This window comes from Mesorhizobium tamadayense (assembly GCF_003863365.1).
Lineage (GTDB): Bacteria > Pseudomonadota > Alphaproteobacteria > Rhizobiales > Rhizobiaceae > Mesorhizobium > Mesorhizobium tamadayense.
In genome coordinates, this window is the sequence record NZ_RQXT01000015.1 from 24379 (window position 1) to 43603 (window position 19225).

At 58.0% G+C, this 19225-nt stretch carries 7 protein-coding genes and 3 pseudogenes; all 10 read right to left on the minus strand.

All coding sequences use genetic code 11. The features are described from left to right. Positions 1 to 2: 2 nt before the first annotated feature. The 10 genes and pseudogenes from EH240_RS14385 to EH240_RS14435 all read right to left on the minus strand — a co-directional run bounded on the left by EH240_RS14385 (position 3) and on the right by EH240_RS14435 (position 19205). Positions 3 to 6476 (minus strand): non-ribosomal peptide synthetase, encoded by a 6474-nt coding sequence (locus EH240_RS14385; protein ID WP_245436040.1) that lies wholly within the window; start codon positions 6474 to 6476, stop codon positions 3 to 5. A 148-nt stretch (positions 6477 to 6624) separates the two neighbouring features. Continuing rightward, positions 6625 to 6834 carry a TlpA disulfide reductase family protein gene (locus EH240_RS14390; protein WP_342634083.1) on the minus strand — a complete coding sequence of 70 codons (210 nt, stop codon included), beginning with the start codon at positions 6832 to 6834 and terminating at the stop codon, positions 6625 to 6627. 385 nt (positions 6835 to 7219) lie between these two features. Further along, positions 7220 to 7592: pseudogene (locus EH240_RS14395) on the minus strand (LLM class flavin-dependent oxidoreductase); the annotation flags it as partial. 199 nt (positions 7593 to 7791) lie between these two features. Next, positions 7792 to 8907: pseudogene (locus tag EH240_RS14400) on the minus strand (IS630 family transposase). A 324-nt stretch (positions 8908 to 9231) separates the two neighbouring features. Next, positions 9232 to 10530 (minus strand): molybdopterin molybdotransferase MoeA, encoded by a 1299-nt coding sequence (locus EH240_RS14410; protein ID WP_124999248.1) that lies wholly within the window; start codon positions 10528 to 10530, stop codon positions 9232 to 9234. Positions 10531 to 10582: 52 nt separating this feature from the next. Continuing rightward, positions 10583 to 10933 (minus strand): c-type cytochrome, encoded by a 351-nt coding sequence (locus tag EH240_RS14415; RefSeq protein ID WP_124999369.1) that lies wholly within the window; start codon positions 10931 to 10933, stop codon positions 10583 to 10585. 97 nt (positions 10934 to 11030) lie between these two features. Next, entirely contained in the window at positions 11031 to 11708 is a 678-nt protein-coding gene (locus EH240_RS14420; protein WP_124999250.1) for a 4'-phosphopantetheinyl transferase family protein, read from the minus strand. A gap of 337 nt (positions 11709 to 12045) precedes the next feature. Continuing rightward, entirely contained in the window at positions 12046 to 16509 is a 4464-nt protein-coding gene (locus EH240_RS14425; protein ID WP_167484024.1) for an amino acid adenylation domain-containing protein, read from the minus strand. Between the two features lie 110 nt (positions 16510 to 16619). Continuing rightward, positions 16620 to 17047, minus strand: a pseudogene (locus tag EH240_RS14430) (ectoine synthase). 814 nt (positions 17048 to 17861) lie between these two features. After that, a complete protein-coding gene (locus EH240_RS14435; protein WP_124999254.1) occupies positions 17862 to 19205 on the minus strand; it encodes an IS1380 family transposase in 1344 nt (447 codons plus the stop codon). Positions 19206 to 19225 lie beyond the last annotated feature (20 nt).

Consider the following 19225-nt stretch of genomic DNA (forward strand, 5'->3'; position numbering starts at 1 on the left):
ACTCATCCGTCGGTTGGGGATCGGCGAGACCCTTCAAATGCATTGATTGTCTGGAGCAGTTCCTGGCGCAACATAGTGCAAAGGTTGCGGGTCGTTTCGTAGCCAACTTGTCTTTGATCGTATCTCACTTCGATTTCAAGCTCACCAGCTTCGTACCCGACGCGAAACCAGAAGAGATAATTCATGGCGGACTGCTTCATATCTTCGCCGATCCAAAGCGAGTGCGGATCTGTGGCTAGCAGACGCCGTGGATAATGGCGTTGCAGTCGTGCTCGATAGTTCAGTCCGATCCTAGGCAACGGCAAATGATCGATCCGCTTCCGCACTGCCGGATCCCGATTCAAGAACTTCATCGCCCGAAAACCGATCCCCCGGCGCGGCTGCGCGTTGCGCTGCCGATATATTGAACGAGCGCGATCTGGAGGAGACTCCTTCTCAGTCAGATATAAGGGAAGCGGAACCAGTTCGCCGATATAGCCGATGATCTGAGACGGATCGATGTCGTCGAACAACTCACCTCTAGTCGATGTGAGGCTGTCGATCCAAAGCGAGTAATTCCCGAAAGCGCGACCAAATGCCCCTGACACAGCTGCAAGGAATATATCAAAATCCTCGCATTGCGCAGACGTCGCCGAGACATTGAGAAGTCTGGCCGTCGCCTTCTCGCCGATCGTTATGCAATATTTGGCCTGATCTTTCCAAAGTTGGCTGCAATATTCTTCATTTACCAATCCCTCCAAGCGGGCATAATGGAGCCTTCTTGCAGTTTCATCTAAAAATTCGGCTGCACCCGAGCCAGCATCGCTCACATGCATATCGAGCAGATCATGTCGAACCCCCTCCCAATATTCGAGTTCGGTTGGTGCTTCGCTATCTGCGTAATGGCCCAATCGCGCTAACCACTGAGACAGAGGCGTTGTCTCAGGATCTGCAATGGTCCCGCCCGCGGCCAGAGTAGTGTAGGCGGTTTCCAGTGCATTTAGGAACAGTCGGTACCCAGTCCCGTCAGCTACAAAGTGGTGCATCAGAACAAGCAGATAGTAGTCCCCGCTCTCTGATGTCCGGAAGGCTGAAAGCCTAACAAGGGATGTCTGACCGTCAAACCGAAACCCGATTTGACGCTCTGCGCAGGCGCCTTCGATGACCGTCAGCTGTTCTGCCGTGGTCATGCCGACCAGATCTATTTCTTCCACGAGGGGATTGGCTACCGATCCGATTGCCTGAGATAGGCCGCTCTCGGTTTGGACTATTCGAAGTCTCAGTCCTTCGTGCCGACCAATGACATGAGCAAGGGCGCCTTCAAGGATTGATAATTTCAAGAGACCCGAGGGCAGGAAGAAAAGGTCGCCAATGTTGTAGTGCTCGCCTAATCCGACAAGGCTGTTCCAAGATGAGACGGCAGGAGTCACTCGCAACAGTCCATCTGGGGCCTCAAAGGCAGAGATCGTCGGGGCTGATGCGATTTCCTTGGCCAATTCCCGAATGGTCGGTGTTCTGTACAGTTGGCCAACGGTCAAGCTCAGTCCGGCTTTACGCGCCAGTGTAACGCAACGCACGCTCAGCAGAGAGTTTCCGCCGATATCAAAGAAACCGTCGTCGATTCCGATAGATTTGGCGCTCAACAATCCTTGCCAGATCTCGGCAAGAAGTCGCTCCCGCTCCGTGCGCGGCTCAGCGGATTGGGCACTCCGAAGCTCGCGGGATGGGACAGATGAGAGGCTACGACGATCTATCTTCCCGCTCGCCGTCAGTGGCATATGATCCACCATACGAAAATCGGATGGAACCATGTAAGATGGCAATTCCTGCCGCAAGTGATTCACAATGTCTCCTGAGGTAAGGCCATCGTGAGCTGGGACCACTATGGCCATCAGTCGGCGATCATCATCCATTCCCTGAACGACTGCGGTGGCCCTGGCAATTCCAGGATGCGCTTCAAGGGCGGTTTCGATTTCCTCCAGCTCAATTCGGAAACCCCGGAGCTTGATTTGGTTGTCCGATCGACCGCAAATCTCCAGAAGACCTTTGGCTGAGACGCGGGCGATATCGCCACTGCGATACAGAAGGCCGTATTGGCAGTTATCGTATGGATTGGGCACGAAACTTTGCTTCGTTCGCTCTCGGTCCCGCCAGTACCCCGTGCTTACGCAGCGTCCCGCGACGCAGAGTTCGCCTGCTACCCCGACGGGAACCCGCTCCAACTGTGCATTGAGCACATAGATCTTCACATTGTCGATTGGGCGCCCGACCGGCACAGCTTTGGAGCCATCGTCAGCCTGCGATGTTGCGTAGACTGCCGCGTTAGACGCGCATTCAGTGGCGCCATAAAAATTCCATAGCGGCACATTTGGAAAGCACTCTCGCCAACGAGAAGGAAGCGATGGTGGCATCGGTTCAGCACTGCTTGTGACTATGCGCAAGCTGGTCGTTTCCGCATGTTGTTTTTGAGAGGCGACGATCAGTCCGGACAGAATGGGCGGGGAAGCGAATAACCGAGTCACGCGATGCCTTATCAAGGCGCTCAACAAGAGGTCGGGGTCGAGCAACTGGTCATCGGTCAGGATCAGCGTCGGGACCCCCTTCAGTAATCCTCCAAAATACTCCGATGCAGCGGCCACAAGTGCCACCGACTTCTGAACAACGATAACGTCGGCGCCATCAAACGGAAAGCATCGCCACATCCAATTCAGTCGATTGAGTATTGCGGACTCAGGTATGAGTACACCTTTTGCCTTACCCGTCGATGAAGAGGTGTAGATCAAGCTCGCTACACCGTTATCAGGCCGCTCTACCTCGCAGTGCAACGCTCGAGCGGGGTCGTATCTCTCCTGCAGGGATGACAAGCTAACGGACGGCACACCGAAATCAATCTCTTCGTCCGCGCTGGCGTGAATTAGGAGCTTTGCACCGCTATCTCTTACAACGTGGCTGATCCGTTCCTTCGGGTAATCTGGCGATATAGGCACGACGGTCGCCTGCATCGCCCGGATAGCCAAAGTTGTAGTGGCCACTTCAGGTGACCGGTCGATTAGCATCGCGACCATGTCGCCCGGCCCTACCTCGCAGGTACGCAGAGTGGACTGGATCGCCGCCATGCGATCGCGCAGTTGGCCGAATGTGATCTCTCCGAACTCGCCGAAATACGCCACCTGGTCGTTCTTTGTGCTGACCTGATCGAAGGCTTCCACGAGCGAAGCTTCGTTCTCATATACCTGCTCAGGGCCCCTGAGCGCGTCCAGCATCGCGACCTCCGAGGGGCACAGGCAGGTCAGGGCGACAATCGGCTCAGTCGGCCTCTCGAAACAGGCAGCAATAAGGTGGCGAAGATTGGCGGCCATGCGAGCGATCAGGTCACTTGAAAAAATGTCTTCTGCATATGCCAGTTGCAGCGCAATCTCATCGCCCTGGTCTTGCGCATACAGGGTAAGGTCGAACTTCACATAGCCTGTGTCATATTCACGAAAGGTCAGATCCAAATCGCGTTCGGCCGTTGGCTCTTGGGGTTCGGAGTACATGTTGAACATGACTTGGAAGATCGGTGACCGACCGGCTTCGCGGTACAATCGAGCGTCCCTCACCATCCAACTGAATGGATACGCTGAGTTCGCGATGGCATCGCTGACAAGGGCTTGCACAGTAGTTACATGAGCCACAAAGGACTTATTGACATCAATCGTGGTTCGAATTGGTAGCATATTGAGGAAAAATCCAACAATTTCCTCGGTGCCTGTTTTGTCGCGAATGACGTGCGGTATACCGACAATGACATCGTCCTGGCCGCTATACATCCGCAACAGGAGCTTGAAGGATGCCAACAGGATCGTGGATGTGGTGCACCTGTGCCGACGTGCAAAACCCCTCACTTGATCGGACAGTTCTTCACCAAGGGGGACCGCATGCGAGGCCCCCCGGTAGGAATTCCCTTTCGGCCGCGGTCGATCACTCGCTAGCAAAAGCGCGGGTGGATTGTCGCTAATCTGCCCACGCCAGTAGCGCCGCTGCTCAACCAGCAAGTCCGGTGTAACATGTACACTTTCCCAGAGCGCATAAGCCGAGAGTGACACACGATGTCCTGGAGAGAACTGAGCAGCATTGGAGTATCTCGTTCGCAAGTCTCTGAGCAGGATGGAGATCGACCAAGCATCTATGATGATTTCGTGTGCGGTTATCAGTATTAGGTGGTCATCCGCGGCAAGCCGGATCATGCGCGCACGAAACAAATGGCCCTGACTGAGATCAAAGGCGTCGTTGAGCTCGGTCTGACGCATCTCCGACACAAGCTGCTCAGCGTCCTGTTGAGTAAGGTGAGTGATGTCAACCAACTCTAAACTGGCGGAGTGCGGATCATCAAAAATCTGGACCGGCCCGTCTTCATCGCTGAAACGTGCCGAAAGCGCGTCGTGGGCCCCGACGACATCGATCCAAGCTTCGTTGAAAGCAGTCAGATCCATTGTTCCTCGTACACGCAGGCCGCCCTGAATGATGTAGTTCTTCGCATCCGGATCGAGCTGCCAGAGGAACCACAGGTGTTCCTGTACCCGTGTCAGCGTTGATCGTCCGTGCTTCCGGCCCGCTGGAAGCACGTTCTGTGTCGTTCCGGATTGGCTTGATAGGGATGCCGCCAGCGACCTGACCGTCCCATTTAGCACCAGCCTGAAATCCACCTTCGCCCTGAGCTGCCTCTGCAGCTGGGCTAATATAAGCATCGCCCGGAGCGAGTCCCCACCAAGGTCCATGAACTGGTCATTCACGCCGATACTTTTGATGCGAAGAACACTGGACCAGATATCGCGCAGCTTTTGTTCGAGTTCCGTCTTTGGTTCCTCGAACGGATTCAGCAGTTGAGGACGAATGGTCGTCGGGTCCGGCAAAGCCGCAAAGTCTACTTTGCCGTTTCTGGTAATTGGAATGGCATCGATATGAATGATTCGCTCCGGGACCATGTATGCAGGAAGCGTTTCGGCAACAAAGCTTCGGAGTCCACTTTCCAAGACGTCGGGAGGGGCCGATACATAGGCCACTATCCGTCTTGGCCTGAACCCTCCGTCGGCCTTGGTTATTTCTCTTGCTGTGAGCTTCACGCCTTCATTGACGGGGGCTACGGCGACGGCGCCACTTACCGAAGGATGGGTGCAGAGCCGAGACTCAATCTCTCCAAGCTCGACTCGGTGCCCCCGGATCTTGACCTGACGGTCTCGCCTGCCAAGACATTCCAGGAGGCCGTCAGCTCTGAAGCGTCCGAGATCGCCTGTCTTGTAGAGGCGCCGATGGGAGGGATGGTTGGAGAACGGGTTTGGAAAAAAAGCATCTTTGGTACGCGAGCTATCATTGATATAGCCAGCAGCGACACCGACTCCGCTGACACAGATCTCGCCGACTTCACCCGTCGTGCACAGCCGCCATCCATCGGCGACATAGACCTCAAGATTGGAGATCGGCCGGCCGATCGGCACATATGCTTCAGATGCACTAGGCGGGACAGAAATCACATGGTGGGTGACCCCATCCGCACATTCTGTCGGGCCATAGTGATTAAGAATCGGGACTCGGGGATACAGCGCCAGCCAGGCGCGCGCCAACGCAGGCGTCAGCGGCTCGCCGACCGTGGAGATCATGCGCAAGGCGATGAGAAGCCGCTCATCGGCCGCGAGTGTCTGCAGGTATTCAACAAATATGGCAAGCACCGATGGCACGAATTGGACAATTGTGACGCCTTGTCCCTGCAGCGCCTTAAGTAGAGCGATCGGAGATTTAAGCGTGGCATCGTCTATAATCGCGACGCGGCTTCCAACGCATAGCCCTGCCAAGAGCTGCCACAGCGAGATGTCAAAGCAATGCGATGCAGTTTGAGCGATGCAGTCCTTCTCGGTCAACTCAAGCGCATCGATCTTGGCTATCAAATGGTTGTTCAGTCCGGCACGCTCGACCGTCGCACCCTTGGGCAACCCTGTCGACCCGGACGTAAACAAGATGTAAGCGGGACCGCACTCAGCCGAAGAGGGCATCGCAGGAGAGGCACGGTCCCCAATTAACGCGGTCTGCACCGTCATGAATTCTCGATTGCCGTGACCGTTTTCTTCAAGCAGACCAATGGCTTCCGGTCGCTCTTGCCCGATAATCAGAGTGCAACCGCTCTGCTCGACCATGAATGAAATGCGTAAGGCCGGTGAAGATGGGTCGAGCGGCAAATATGTTGAGCCCCCCTTCAGAATTGCGATTAGTGTAGCGGCCCAATTGGGATTTCGTTCACCACAATAGCTCACTACCGCTCCCACCGCGCAGCGCTCTCGCAGAGTGCTCGCGATTCTAGCCGACATGACTCGCAGTTCACCATATGTGAGTTCCGTCGTGCCATGCGTAATCGCGATTCTGTCCGGAAACGATGCCCCGATTTCATCGATAGCCGCGATCACATCGGTGAGCCGACGTCCGACCAGCTTGTGCTTCTCACGTGAATCTTTGTTAAACATGCGCATCCAGCTCTGCGCCGCTAGCTCCGCGACACTCGAAACCTACAATTTTTGGGGCAGGCCCCGTTCTAGAGTCCAAGTTGCGCCAGCCGTCGGTCGACCACGAACGAGGTCGGAATTCGGACAGAAAGGCTGGGATGCATCCAAAGCTTGTTCATTTCGTCTGTTGCGACTCCGATGACCCAAGTCCGCTGTTCTTGTATTTCTGATGCAGCTGGACCAGATGTGGCATGGCCGCGACACATGTTCCGCACCAAGTTGCCCAAAATTCGTGGATGCCATCCTGGAAGCTCGTGAGGGGTTCGCCAGGCGACCAGATCTCCACTTTGATCGAGGATCCGGCGGGCTCCATCTGCAAGACCATGTTGCTCTCCAAAGGTTGCGCCACTCTATGCGCGAGCTTGTCTTCCTCTTAGAGATGAGGCAGCCCTCACCCAATGTTGCCGCATCTCAATCAGCAAAGGCCGTGCCAGCGCGCTCAGCGCGCGGGAGCGCATGATTACGCATTGAAAAACACCACCGAGCCCAAGATGGCAGTTTGTAATGAACCTGACATGTTTTCTGATGCTGTCAGGTTTTGGACACACATCACGCGCTTTCGCGCCGCCAGAAAAGGGTGGCCAGCTACGACGCGACCGCGCGGACCTCACCGTCTTTGGCGCCTTGACGCCGCCAAAGAAATGCCGACGCCGCTCAGGGTCAGCATCGCATTAGCCTTTTGCCGATTGGCGCGCCCGGCGCGTGTCCTCGTCATTGTATTGCAGCAGATCCCGAAGGAGGATTTCGCCCAATTGGCTTCGCCTTCCGGCGAGGCTTTGCCGGCATTCTTGACCTGATTGGCTAACCCCTGGACTGCCTCTGGGTTGGCCTTGGCGATGATCTCGTCGAGCACTGCGCGCACCTCTGCCTCGGTCCCGCGAGCGATGGCGAAGGCATTGACGCCGATCTCGACCTTGTGGCCATTGGCCTTCGCCCCTTCGCCCCTTCGCCTTGGCACGGATATCGTCGACCTGCTTCCGGATTGCCGTTGGTGAAATACCAGTCGGAGACCCGCGAAGCGATGTCGCGCGCGGCGCGCGACGAGCCGCCCTGGAAGATCTCGGGCAAGGGCTCGATCGGCTTCGTGCCGCCGCGCCCCGTAAGCTGCCTCAGCCCATCCGTAAGCTGCCCCAGCCCATCGGGGCTGAGCGCCCAATCCGGCTTTGGGCAAAAATGCGCCGGCGGGTCCGCAGCCGGCGGGTCCGCAGCCGGCGTGTGCCGGGTGAGCTCGTGGATCGGGGCGGATGTCCATTCGCCTAACGCTAGTGTCGCGTCGCGGAGATTATGACTCGTTGAGAGAGGGTATTGGATAGGATTTGGCCATCTTGGCTCGGGCCTGCTGTGTTAAGAACATCCATCGGATGCGGGCGCCACTTTCGGTGCGTCGACGTTCCCATGCCCGGATTTCTGTTTCCAGGAGGTCGCGGCTAGCGATGCGGCGATCCAGATATTGTCGGCGCATCACGCCGATCTCGATCTCGACGATGTTGAGCCAACTGGCGTGCCTTGGTAGTGGAATTCCGAGCGTCGCAAGATCCGACGCGCCTCGATGGCTGGAAAGGTCTGATAGACAGCGGAGGCAGTGTGGGTTGATAGGTTATCCATCACGACGCGGACCTTGTCAGCGTCGGGATAGTCCACGTCGACCAGCTCGCGCATGCAGACGGCGAAGTCCTCGTTGGCGCGCCGGTCGGTGACTTGCGCCACGACCGGTTGGTGTCGACCATGATAAAGAGGTTGGCTGTGCCGTTACGCTTGTACTCGGAATAGTAGCGGTATCGCTTTCCGGGTTTTGGCATGATGGGCACGCGCCCCTCGCCGATGAGTTGGATCGGGCATTCATCGAAGCAGACCACCGGTCGCTTGGGATCATGCGGCTCGGCATAGAGATCGAGGAGATCCTCCATGCGGGCAATGTATTCGCCATCGATATTGGCGATGCACCACATCTTCTGTCGCCAGGGCTTCAGGTCGTTGTCGTTCAACCGGCGGCGGACGATGTCGCGTGAAGAGGCTTTGGTGTTCGATCACTTCGACCAGGGCGTTGGCCAGAAGCTTCAAAGTCCACCGGGCGCATCCCCGCGGCGGGTCAGAACAGGCCAACGCCACCAACTGCACCTCCTGCTTGCCGCTCAGTTTGCGAGCCGCCCCCGGACGCGGCTCTTCACTGAGGGCGGCCTCCAGGTTGATCTCCACAAAGCGCTTCTTGGTGCGGTAGGTGGTCGAGCCGCTGGTCTGCACCGAGGCGGCGATGGCCTCGTCGGCGACCCCGGCGTCGGCGGCCAGTCAAGATCTGCATCCGCTTGAGCCGCCGCACCGGCAGTTTACCCCCGCTCACCAAAGCACGCAGCTCGTCTCGTTCGGATTGGCTGAGCTCGACGCGATATCGTATGTTCATTCCCAAAGCCCTTCTTGGTGGAAGAGCCGTAGGTGAATCTACAATGAATCAATTGCTTCACCAAAAGACGCCGGCGCCGACAGCACGGTTCACCGCCAAACAGGGCCAGTACCTCGCCTTCATCTGGCCTATTCGCAGATCAATCGCCGCGCGCCGGCCGAGGCGGACTTCCAGCGCTACTTCAGAGTCACCGCACCGTCAGTCCACCAATGCTCAAGAGCCTCGACCAGCTCGGCTTGATCGACAAGCAGCCCGGTGTCGCTCGCAGCATCCAGTTGCTCGCCCCGCGACAGGAACTGCCCATTCTCGGCGTAGACTAACCCGTCATAATCTCCGCGACGGCACACTAGGTCCCAACGGCTTGTAGCGTAGCGGAATGCCGGTTGTGATGTCTGCGGCCTCAGGCGGCAGGAGTGCGATGCCGTCGGCCAACGCCATGGCCATCAAATTGGCCGGCGTTCCACGTTCAAGCATCTCCAGCACAGGTTCACCCGTTTCGGTGCGACCGGCTATGCGGACGGGCACAAACTCGGTTCGGCCTCGCCCCTTTTTGCAGCTGAAGCCAGCCACCGCCGAGAACCATTGCGGCTGGATCTCCGCGAGGCCTGCCAGCCTTCGCAAGGCAGGCAGGACAATCTGCCGGAACGCTATCAGGGCCGCGTTGGGATTGCCTGGCAACCCTGCGAAGACTGTTTTTCTGATCCTTCCGACCTTCAGCGGCTTGCCCGGCCGCATGGCGACGTTGAGGACATCAAGGGCGGCGCCATGAGCCTGAACAGCCGCGACCATGTGGTCTTCCTCGCCTGCCGAGACCCCGCCGGTGGTGACTAAGGCGTCACATGATGCGACCGCGTGAGCGACAACGTTTGTGAGGAGACCCAGGCTGTCAGGGACGATGCCGAAGTCTACAATTTCCGCCCAAGGACAAGCCGCCAGCGACGAGCTCAGCATGAGCTGATTGGAATTGTAAATCTGACCGTGTTCGAGGGGTTGACCCGGTTCTTTCAATTCGGTCCCGGTCGAGAGCAGTCCTATCCGGATTTTTCGAAGCACCTGGACGTTGACGATCCCCACCGCTGCCAGCAAGGTTAGATCCCTAACGGATAGGCCCTTGCCCCGCCTTATCAGTTCCGAGTCGGGGCAGACGTCTTCGCCAGCAAAACGGATGTGACGGCCACGGCGGGGCCGCTCGTACATCGTGACGGTGTCACCAATTCGTTCGCAGCGCTCTTGCATGGCCACGGCGTCGAAGGTCCATGGAACGGGTGCGCCCGTGAATATCCTGAGGGCTGTTCGGGGGTCGAGGTTCTCAAGAACACGTACATCGCCGGCGACCACCCGTTCAGCCACACGAAAAGTCCAAGGCCCTTCCCCTTCGAAATCCGCCGTTCGAACGGCAAACCCGTCCATGGCCGAGTTATCGCACGGTGGCAGCGAAATAGGCGAGCATATATCGACCGCGCAAACCCGTCCCAATGCTCCGGCAAGCGGGACTGTTTCCCTATACCGAACAGGTTTGGCGAGCGCGATGGCTTTGGTTACCGCCGTCTCGAACGGGATAGCTTCGCCACTCTGCCCGGCAGAACAATCAGCTTTCAAAACAGGTTCCACGGCATGAAACACGATCGCTCCTTCCCTCCTTTGCGTTGGTCTCGGAATGCAAAGGCCGAAGGTTCTAACCTGACAAAGTCTTGAGATAGGCGATGACGTTTCTGATGTCGTCGGGATTCTTGAGGCCAGGAAACCCCATTTTGTTAGCTGGCACTTTCGCCTTGGGATTTGTCAGATATTCCATCAGGTTCGGCTCATCCCATAGGAGGCCTGCAGCGCCCACTTCCTTCATGGCTCTCGAATAGGAATAGCCAAGGACGGTCCCGGCTGCCCGGCCCACGACGCCTTTCAAGGTTGGCCCGACTTTGTTCGCTTTGGTATCAGCGTTGTGACAGGCGGCGCATTTTTTGAAGACCGTCTTGCCTCCCTCAATATCCTGGGCTCGGGCGATTGGAGGCAGTAACGCCCAAACCATTGTGGCGCCGATAAACAGATATTTCACGCAGGAACTCCCCCCGAATGAAGATTTGGAAGACGGTCGATATGTTTGCAAGCCATGATCCGATCCTCACTTAATGCACGTTAATCAGGCGGCCGTAAGGAAGCTCGCCGCCTCCCTCGGTGTAAATATCGCCTTTGGCGGATGTTGGCCGCGAATAAGCCAACCCGATTACATTCTTGGAAACAAGTAACTCGAGCGAAAACGTGCAATTTGCCTTCAACACGTGTCCTAATCGCGCAGAGATATCAATTTCCACGTCTTGGAATTCAAGGAACTGATTGTACCGTGGAAAATACGCCTTATATACCGCCTCCTTCAAAACGAAGAGGTCCCGCCGCTTGAGCAGATGTAGATCGTACATGCGTTGCTCGTTAGGGGTGGCAATCAATTCGATCAGGCCCTCCGGCAGAGGTTCATTAGGCTCAATGTCGATGCCGAGAGCTGCAATCCTTTTCGTCCCTGCAATAGCGGCGGCTGCTACTCTATCGTGGTGCGCCAAAGATCCGACGACGCCGGGTGGCCAGATCGGAACACCAGAGCGCGTCTTTAAGATCGGCATTGGTGGGAATCCCAGTTGCCCAAGAAGTGTTCGGGCTACTACTCTTGCGGCACCGCCTTCGCGGCGGACTTTGGGAACAGCGCGTCCCATAGACGTAAGTTCGGATGCGTGCAAGGTGAATTCGTCGGTCTTTTCTATTGGACGAATGCCGACCAAGATGTTCTGTTGATCGACCGTGACAATCTCCATCTATTTTTGTCCTTTAGCTTTTCTGATGCGAAGCTCATCCAAGTACCATGGCGCTGGATTACTTCCCTCGTCGATCAGCAGCGACGGTGTGACCACATATGAAGTGCGTCCCAGCTTTGGATCACCGAGACAGGACTTCCGACTTGTGGGGTATTGTCAGGGTCGGGAGACTGAATATGGTCGAGCCAGAACCTTCGGAGCACTTGGCTAGCCATCTTTTCAAGAGTTCCAAGTAACTCCATTGAAATGGCTCGAGCCAGAACTTGGCTGTTTTTTGGATTGCTCACCATTGTAGCGTGGTTGCCTGGAAGCCGGACCGCATGAATCGCCCCCGCATTCAAAACCAGGTCCCAACCTGCTTTGGCAAGTTTGCCTGCCGATCTAATTGTTTGTCAGGCGGTAGCCAACGACTGATGAGAGGCTCACCGGCATAAAACTGATGTATTTCGATTGGGAGCGACGGAACTCGATAGGACTGTAGCGCCCGGTGGAATTGGGCGGCCTTTTGATACATCAAAACGTCGCTGCGGAGATCGTGATCCGGAGGTAATGCCCCCATTTGCTGGGCCTTTTTAAGCAACTCAGCAATTGAACGTTGCCCATCAAAGCATTCCAATACTTCGACGAAGTCATCATGCAAGATTTCACAACGTTCTAAAAAATTTTTTCGTACCAAATTGATAGGTGATATATTTGACAAAGTTGCAGGTATCGTAACATCGATGAACGCCATGAATGATACAGCTTCGTCGAGACTCAGTAAGTGATGGGCAATTGCATAAGCCACGATCGCACTTGATGAGTATTCAGCAAAGCGATATGGGTCCCGTGGCTGGATCTCTCTAATAGCGAGGATTGCCTCCGCGGCTATCGCCTCAAGACTTGGTGGACAAACGTCATTGAAGGGCGGCCACGGCAGAGCGTAGACGGGACAGTCTACATCCATTTCCTCCACCAAACCGAGGACATAGGAACAATCTCCAAAACCTGTGGGGACAAAGAAGAGCAGTGGCTGCGATCCGGTTGGTCGAACGGAAATCACTCCGGGACTACTGGGCTGTGGCTCCAAATGAATCTTCGATGCAAGTTCCTTCAGAACAGAGGCTTGGAAGAGGTCTGCGGCGCTAAAGTTCAGCCGAAGATCTAACGCTCGACTGAGCACCTGCACCGCCAGGAGCGAGTGGCCGCCCAATTCGAAGAAGTTGTCGTGGCGCCCGATGCGCTCGACACCGAGAAGCTCGGCCCAGATCTCGGCCAGCGCCGTCTCGACCTCGCCCTGTGGCGCCTCATAGCTGCGGCGCGCATAGGCCTCATCCCCAGGCGCCGGTAGCGCCTTGCGGTCGAGCTTGCCGTTCGGCGTCAGCGGCAGCGCCGCGATCGGCACGAACGCAGCCGGCACCATGTAGTCCGGCAGCCGCGCACCCAGATGCGCGCGCAAGGCGCCGGCAAGCGCGCCATCGTCCTCGTCCGAGCCGGCCTCGGGCGCGAAGACCACATAGGCGATAAGATGCCTGTCGCCGGCGCGGTCCTCGTGCGCCACCACCGCCGTCTCGCGCACCCAGGCATGCTCGCAAAGCCGCGCGGCGATCTCCCCCGGCTCGATACGGAAGCCGCGGATCTTCACCTGGTCGTCGTTGCGGCCCAGGAACTCCAGATTGCCGTCCGGCAGATAGCCCGCCAGGTCGCCGGTCCGGTACAGCCGATCGCCGTCCACAAAGGGACTGGCGATGAACCGCTCCGCCGTCAGCTCGGGCCGGGTCAGGTAGCCACGGGCAACGCCTGCCCCGCCAATGCAAAGCTCACCCACCGCCCCGAACGGCACGGGCGCGCCATAACCGTCCAGCAGATAGACCCGCGTGTTGGCAATCGGACGGCCGACGGGAGGCAATTGGGGCCAGCATGATGGGTCAGCTGTAAGGCGGTGCTCGGCAATGACGTTGATTTCTGTGGACCCGTATTGATTGATCAATGTCGCCTTTGGATGTGCTTCGAAGAACGCCCTAAGCAGTGGAGTGGCCTGCAATTGCTCACCCGCTGTATAGATCTCACTTAAAGAGGGCAGCAGCACTTGCCGCGCGCCCCAGACCTCCGCAAAATGGTTCAATGCCACGAATGGGAGGAAAAACCGCTCGATCGCCTCCTCCTTCACGAAATCGAGCAAGTCGGAGAAGTCCCCACGGGTCTCTTCCCGCACGAGCACGAGCACCCCACCCTCCTTCCAACAAATGAACAATTCCTGGTAGGACACATCGAAGTTCAGGGTCGCGAATTGAAATGTGCGTCGTTTTGACGTGCCAACCCCCGCGAGCGAATTCACAAGCGAGCCGTGGGACATTTCGACGCCCTTTGGGGTTCCGGTTGAGCCGGAGGTGTTCACATAGGCGAGATGGCGCGAGGTGAGGCCAAGCGTGCGCGGCTCCGGGTCCGAAGGCGGCCATTTGGCCCGGGCCGGGGTGGCAGTATCCAGATCGACCACGCTGACATCGGCCAGCGCCTCTGCGCCCAGTGCGATTCGGCCGGCGGCATCGCAAAGCAGCAGTCGCGGTTCAGCATCGCCGACAATCTGCCGCAGCCGCGCCGACGGATAGGCCGGATCCAGCGGCAGATAGGCACCGCCCGCCTTAAGGATCGCCAAAACACCCACCACCATCGCCAGGCTGCGCTCCAGGCAGATCGCCACCGGCTGATCCGGCCTGACCCCAAGGGCGATCAGATGATGCGCCAGCCGGTTGGCCCGCGCGTTGAGCTCGCCATAGCCCAGGCGCTCGTTCTCATGGACCACCGCCACCGCCTCCGGCGCCTTTTGCACCTGTGCCTCGAACAGCTCATGGATGCACCGCTCCGACGGATATGCCGCCGCCATCCTGTTCAGCTCCTCCAGCAGATAGGTGCGCTCGACGGCCGGCAGGATGTCGATGCGGCCGACCGGCTGCCCCGCATCGGCCATCACAGCATGTAACAAAGTTTGCAAATGCTGCGTCATGCGGTCGATCTGCTTCGGCGCTAATCGACTGGCATCAAAATGCCAGCGGAAGCTCCCATCCAGAGCGCAAACCTCAAAGGTCAGCAAATTGCCGCATAGAGCTGGGCCAGCTCTGTGGCTCGTCATCAGATCGCCAGCGACGGAACAGCTCTCTGTCGTGATTGTGATGCCAATCGGCCAGGGTTGATGCGACCGTAGCGCCTCCACACCTCGCAATGTCGGGTAGCGCGCGATAAGATCCCGGGCAAAGCTAGCGTGCGCCCTCAGCTGAGCGAATTCGGCCGCCACCGTTTTGCGCATTTCTTCAAAATCATGTGCAAGATCAATGGCAACTTCCATCGGCACGACAGAGGCGATCAACACCTCCACCGCTTTGGAGCCAGCTTTCGATCCACCCGATGCTGGCGTCCATCCCAGTTGAAGCTCTGTTTCTCCCGTGATGCGGGCGAGACAGACCAGCCAAGCCGTTACCAAGTATTCCGTGTGATCGAGTGGGGACAGTTTAGCCAAAGCACTTGGAATGAACCACGAACTCGACTGCCATCCGGGCGGCGCCACAGCCACGGACGACGACAGGAAAGGAGCATGAAATATTCTAAACTGCCCGAGCCGCTGTCGCCAAAAATCCTCCCGAGGCGCCAGAAATTCGTGGGTGGCAGTTATGCTCCGCGCCTGTTCATTGCTCAAGATCGGAAGGCGACTACCTTCATCCAGATTGGAGTGCCTGGCGAGGGCTCGCGCGTCCAGCTCCTGCCCATCGGAGCCGCCAAAGCAAACATCGACATCCTCTGTACCCGTCGCCACACGCCAATGGCTGGAGTGGACTTCAAGCAGGGAGCCTGCGGGAACGCCCGAGCGTCGAGCCAACATCTCCAGGTGTCTGACCGTGACAGCCTGATCGCCTACGAGAGCCTTGGGCAGACACATTGGATTGGGTTGATATGGCCCAAAGCCTAGGGCCCGCGTCATCGCTGACAACTCTTGCCCGGATTGATCCCATCGCAGACAGCCTGCCGCATCTGGGCGTCGATGTCTCGGAAAATAGCTTCTGTCCACCAGCGCCTGCGGATAGGCCCCAAGCTTCCCATTCTCGAGACCAGTTAAGAGCTCGCGGAAGCCCTCGATCGCGGCTTCATAACATTTAAGGTTGAGGGTCAGCGCCGTATCGGTGGGCGAAGTCAGCACTTGGCGCTGAATCACGACGTCACCCGTATCAACACCATCGTCGATCCGATACCACGTGATGGCATATTCGGTCTCTTGCGCCAGCAGCGCCCAGGACGTCGCGTGCGTTCCCGCATATCGTGGCAATGGACCGTCGTGGTAATTGAAAGCACCTCGACGCACTCGCCCAAACACGTCCGGTGGCAATATGAACGGATTGGCAACGGAGAAAATCCAATCCACTGGCTCAGCCTTCAAAAATGAGGAGAGCTCTTCAACACTTTCCATGCACGGGATGTTGGCACGAGTCGCCCACTCTGCGAATACGGCGTCGCCACACAGGGCCGCACCAATGACGTGGCCCATCGCCATTGCCAGCTGAGCGCAACGGATAGCGAGCGTACCACTGCCAACGAAGACGCTGGAGGAGATTGATCGCGCCGCCCCACGTAATCGCTCACACCGGGTCGGATCTGCTCGGGAGCGCCCACAATCGCCTTGTGTAATCTGGCGTGCATTGACGGCAACGAAACTCTCGCGCGGAGCCAGATCTTCCCAATGTCCTCGGCAAGCTCCCACGTCACCAAATATCGTCGCTGGCAGTATCGCAGCTGCCACCTTAACCTCGTCCGAGCTTCCGGTGAGCGTGATCATCGGACGACCTCTCTTCAGTCCATACCGCCTTTTTAGAGGACTACGCATGTATTGTGCCAAAGGTGAAATCGTTCTCAATCAATATGATAGAAATAATACTGCTGTGTCACTTATCCGACATCGTCGGACATCCTATCATTGAGCGCGCTGTCAATCGGCACAAGCCTTCCGGATCTCGCCCGATGTGTTCCGGGCAAAGCAAGCGGAGCCTGGAATGTCAAAGAGAGCTGGCTCCGCTTGTTTGGACAGCGCCCCGCAGAAGATGCTTGTCATGCTTGTCAAGCACATAGATGTCTCCCTTGCGAATGGGGAAGACATTACCGTCCATGTCCTCGACCTCGCCCTCTCCGGCGACGCAGTAGCAGGCTTCGAGATGATTACGGTATTGCAGAAGCGAGACGGTGTTAGCGCGCACTACGGTGTGGCAGATGCTAAAGCCCATGCCGTCCTTATCCGTCAGGAGGCGGTGGCCAGCACCATTGCCCCGATCGACGAAGTGATCGGTCGCTTCAACATCGTGCAGGCTACGCACAATCATAGCGCTATCCTTTTCTTAATTTTGATTGCGGGAATACAGATTTAGTCATTATTGTGGAAGCTAGAGGCCGTTGTTCTGACCTGGAAGCGCGGCTTCCGCCCGCTCCCGAAGCCGAAGGCAAGCTATGGTTATTTGTACGGGAGGCATGCCGGCAAGGACATGCAAATCCTGTCCGCCATCGCTGCGCGCCGGGTAGCGAAGCATTCGTTCTGATCTAACTCGATCCCCTTTTTCGCAATGCCCCTATTGCGCGTGCGACGTGGACGCTGCGTAGGAACTCCGTCGGAACAACCAGCCGCCGGTCGTGAAGAGCACGTGCAGTAGTCCTGCGTCGGCTACACCCAAAAGGCCTACTGCTCCTCGGTGGCGACTACATAAAAATGTTGGCGTGAAGGTATTCACGCAGCGGAGCCGGGGCGCGTACTACCGTGATGTTTCCACTTCTGCGGTACCGCCGCCCCGTTGGCATGTTTCAGAATACCGTTGGTGATGTTGCCGGCCACAAAAAGCATTTTCGGTCGCAGATCTGGCAAGTTGTTCCTTCTTTCGCTGTGCCTCGCGACACGAATACGGCTCCGCAGCCTCTTAGCTACTGAGGCAAATCTCGCGCCACCCTAGTAGACAGATATGGGGTAAATTTGTGGCTGTTTTTCAGCTAGTTAGCCCGTCCTATTCACGAGCGGCCTGGTTCTCTTGCCGCTGGGCGTTCGGTCACGAAGGTGTGAGGCGTCTTTTTCACCGCGGCTGAGACTGGACTTTGGAACGCGCTGGAGGGTCAAGTATCGGGTTCGGCGGGGCTTTGCTGCCCCGGCGCTCATGGCCCTTCGGGCTGCCGCGTGATGGCGATCGCTCGGAACAGACTTGCCTCGAGACAGGCGGCGGCGAAGGCCAGACGGATGCGCGAGATGGTTTCGGTGACGCGGGCGCCGAGCTTGAGAAGCCTGAGCCGCAGAGTGGCGAACTCGGCTTTGCTGAGATGATGGGTCGTGGGCACCGCCTCGCGCAGGGTGAGCATCAGCCAGTATGCGGCGGTGTGCAGGACGAGGCGGACCTGGTTGGCAATCGGTGAGCGGCAGCTGGTGCGGTCGGAGGCGAGCTGGCTCTTGTGCATCTTGATCAGGTTTTCGGCCTGGCCGCGGGCGCAGTAGATCACGTCGTAGACATGTTCGGCGGAGCCTTTGTCGAGATTGGTGACGACGAAGCGGATGTCGAGGCCGCGGGTGGTTGCCTCGATGCGGGCGCAGACGCGACGTTCCGCCTTCCAGGATTTCGCCTTGTATCGGGTCTCGGCGTAACCGCGCAGCACCGGCCTCTGCTCGAGCGCGCGGTGGGTGCGGATATCGTCGGCGGCTTCATCGACGAGACGCTGGAGAACCTTGTTGCCGGGCAGGCCGAAGAGGTAGTCGACCGCATTGTCCTCGCACCATGCCATGACTTGCGCCCGGCCATAGTGGCCATCGCCGCGGGCCAGGATGCGGGTGGTCGGCCAGCGGACGCGAATGCGCCGGATGAGCCGGCGCAGATGGCCGCGGATCTCCTTGCCCGTCGCGGTCTTGCCGGGACGCAGGATCATGGCGACCGGGCGTCCTGTCGCGGCGTCGTAGATGTGGATCGGCAGGAAGCAGCGCTCGTCATAATGGGCGTTGAAGAGCGAGAGCTGCTGATGGCCGTGAACGACATCCACCGTGTCGTCGATGTCGAGCGTGACGCTTTTGGGGGGCGCGTCATAGCTCGACAACCACAGATCGACCAGCACCCAGCCGAGCCGGATGACGGTGCGCAGGTCGGGCAGGTTCTCGAGGCGCGAGCATGTCGGCTGCGAGCACAGATCCAGCCCGCTGTCGGGCAGCCGACCGCAGGCGAACTTGAAGGCCGGGTCGGTGCGCAGCCGGTCGAGATCGTTGGCATCCTCGTAGCCGCAGGCGATCGCAAAGATGCGGGCGCGCACAATGTCGGCCATGGCGTGCGTCACCCGCGCTGGATCGCGCGGATCGTGGATCGCGGCGGCCAGCCTGTCGGCCAGTTGCAGGCGTCGCTCGGCTGCGGCCAGCAGCATGACGCCACCATCCGAGGTGATGCGTCCGCCGTCGAACGCAGCTGTGATCTTCTTGCGCCCAACGGCTGGAAATGAGAGCGGCAGCAACGTATCATCGGTCATGGCGGGTGTGGCTCGCGAGA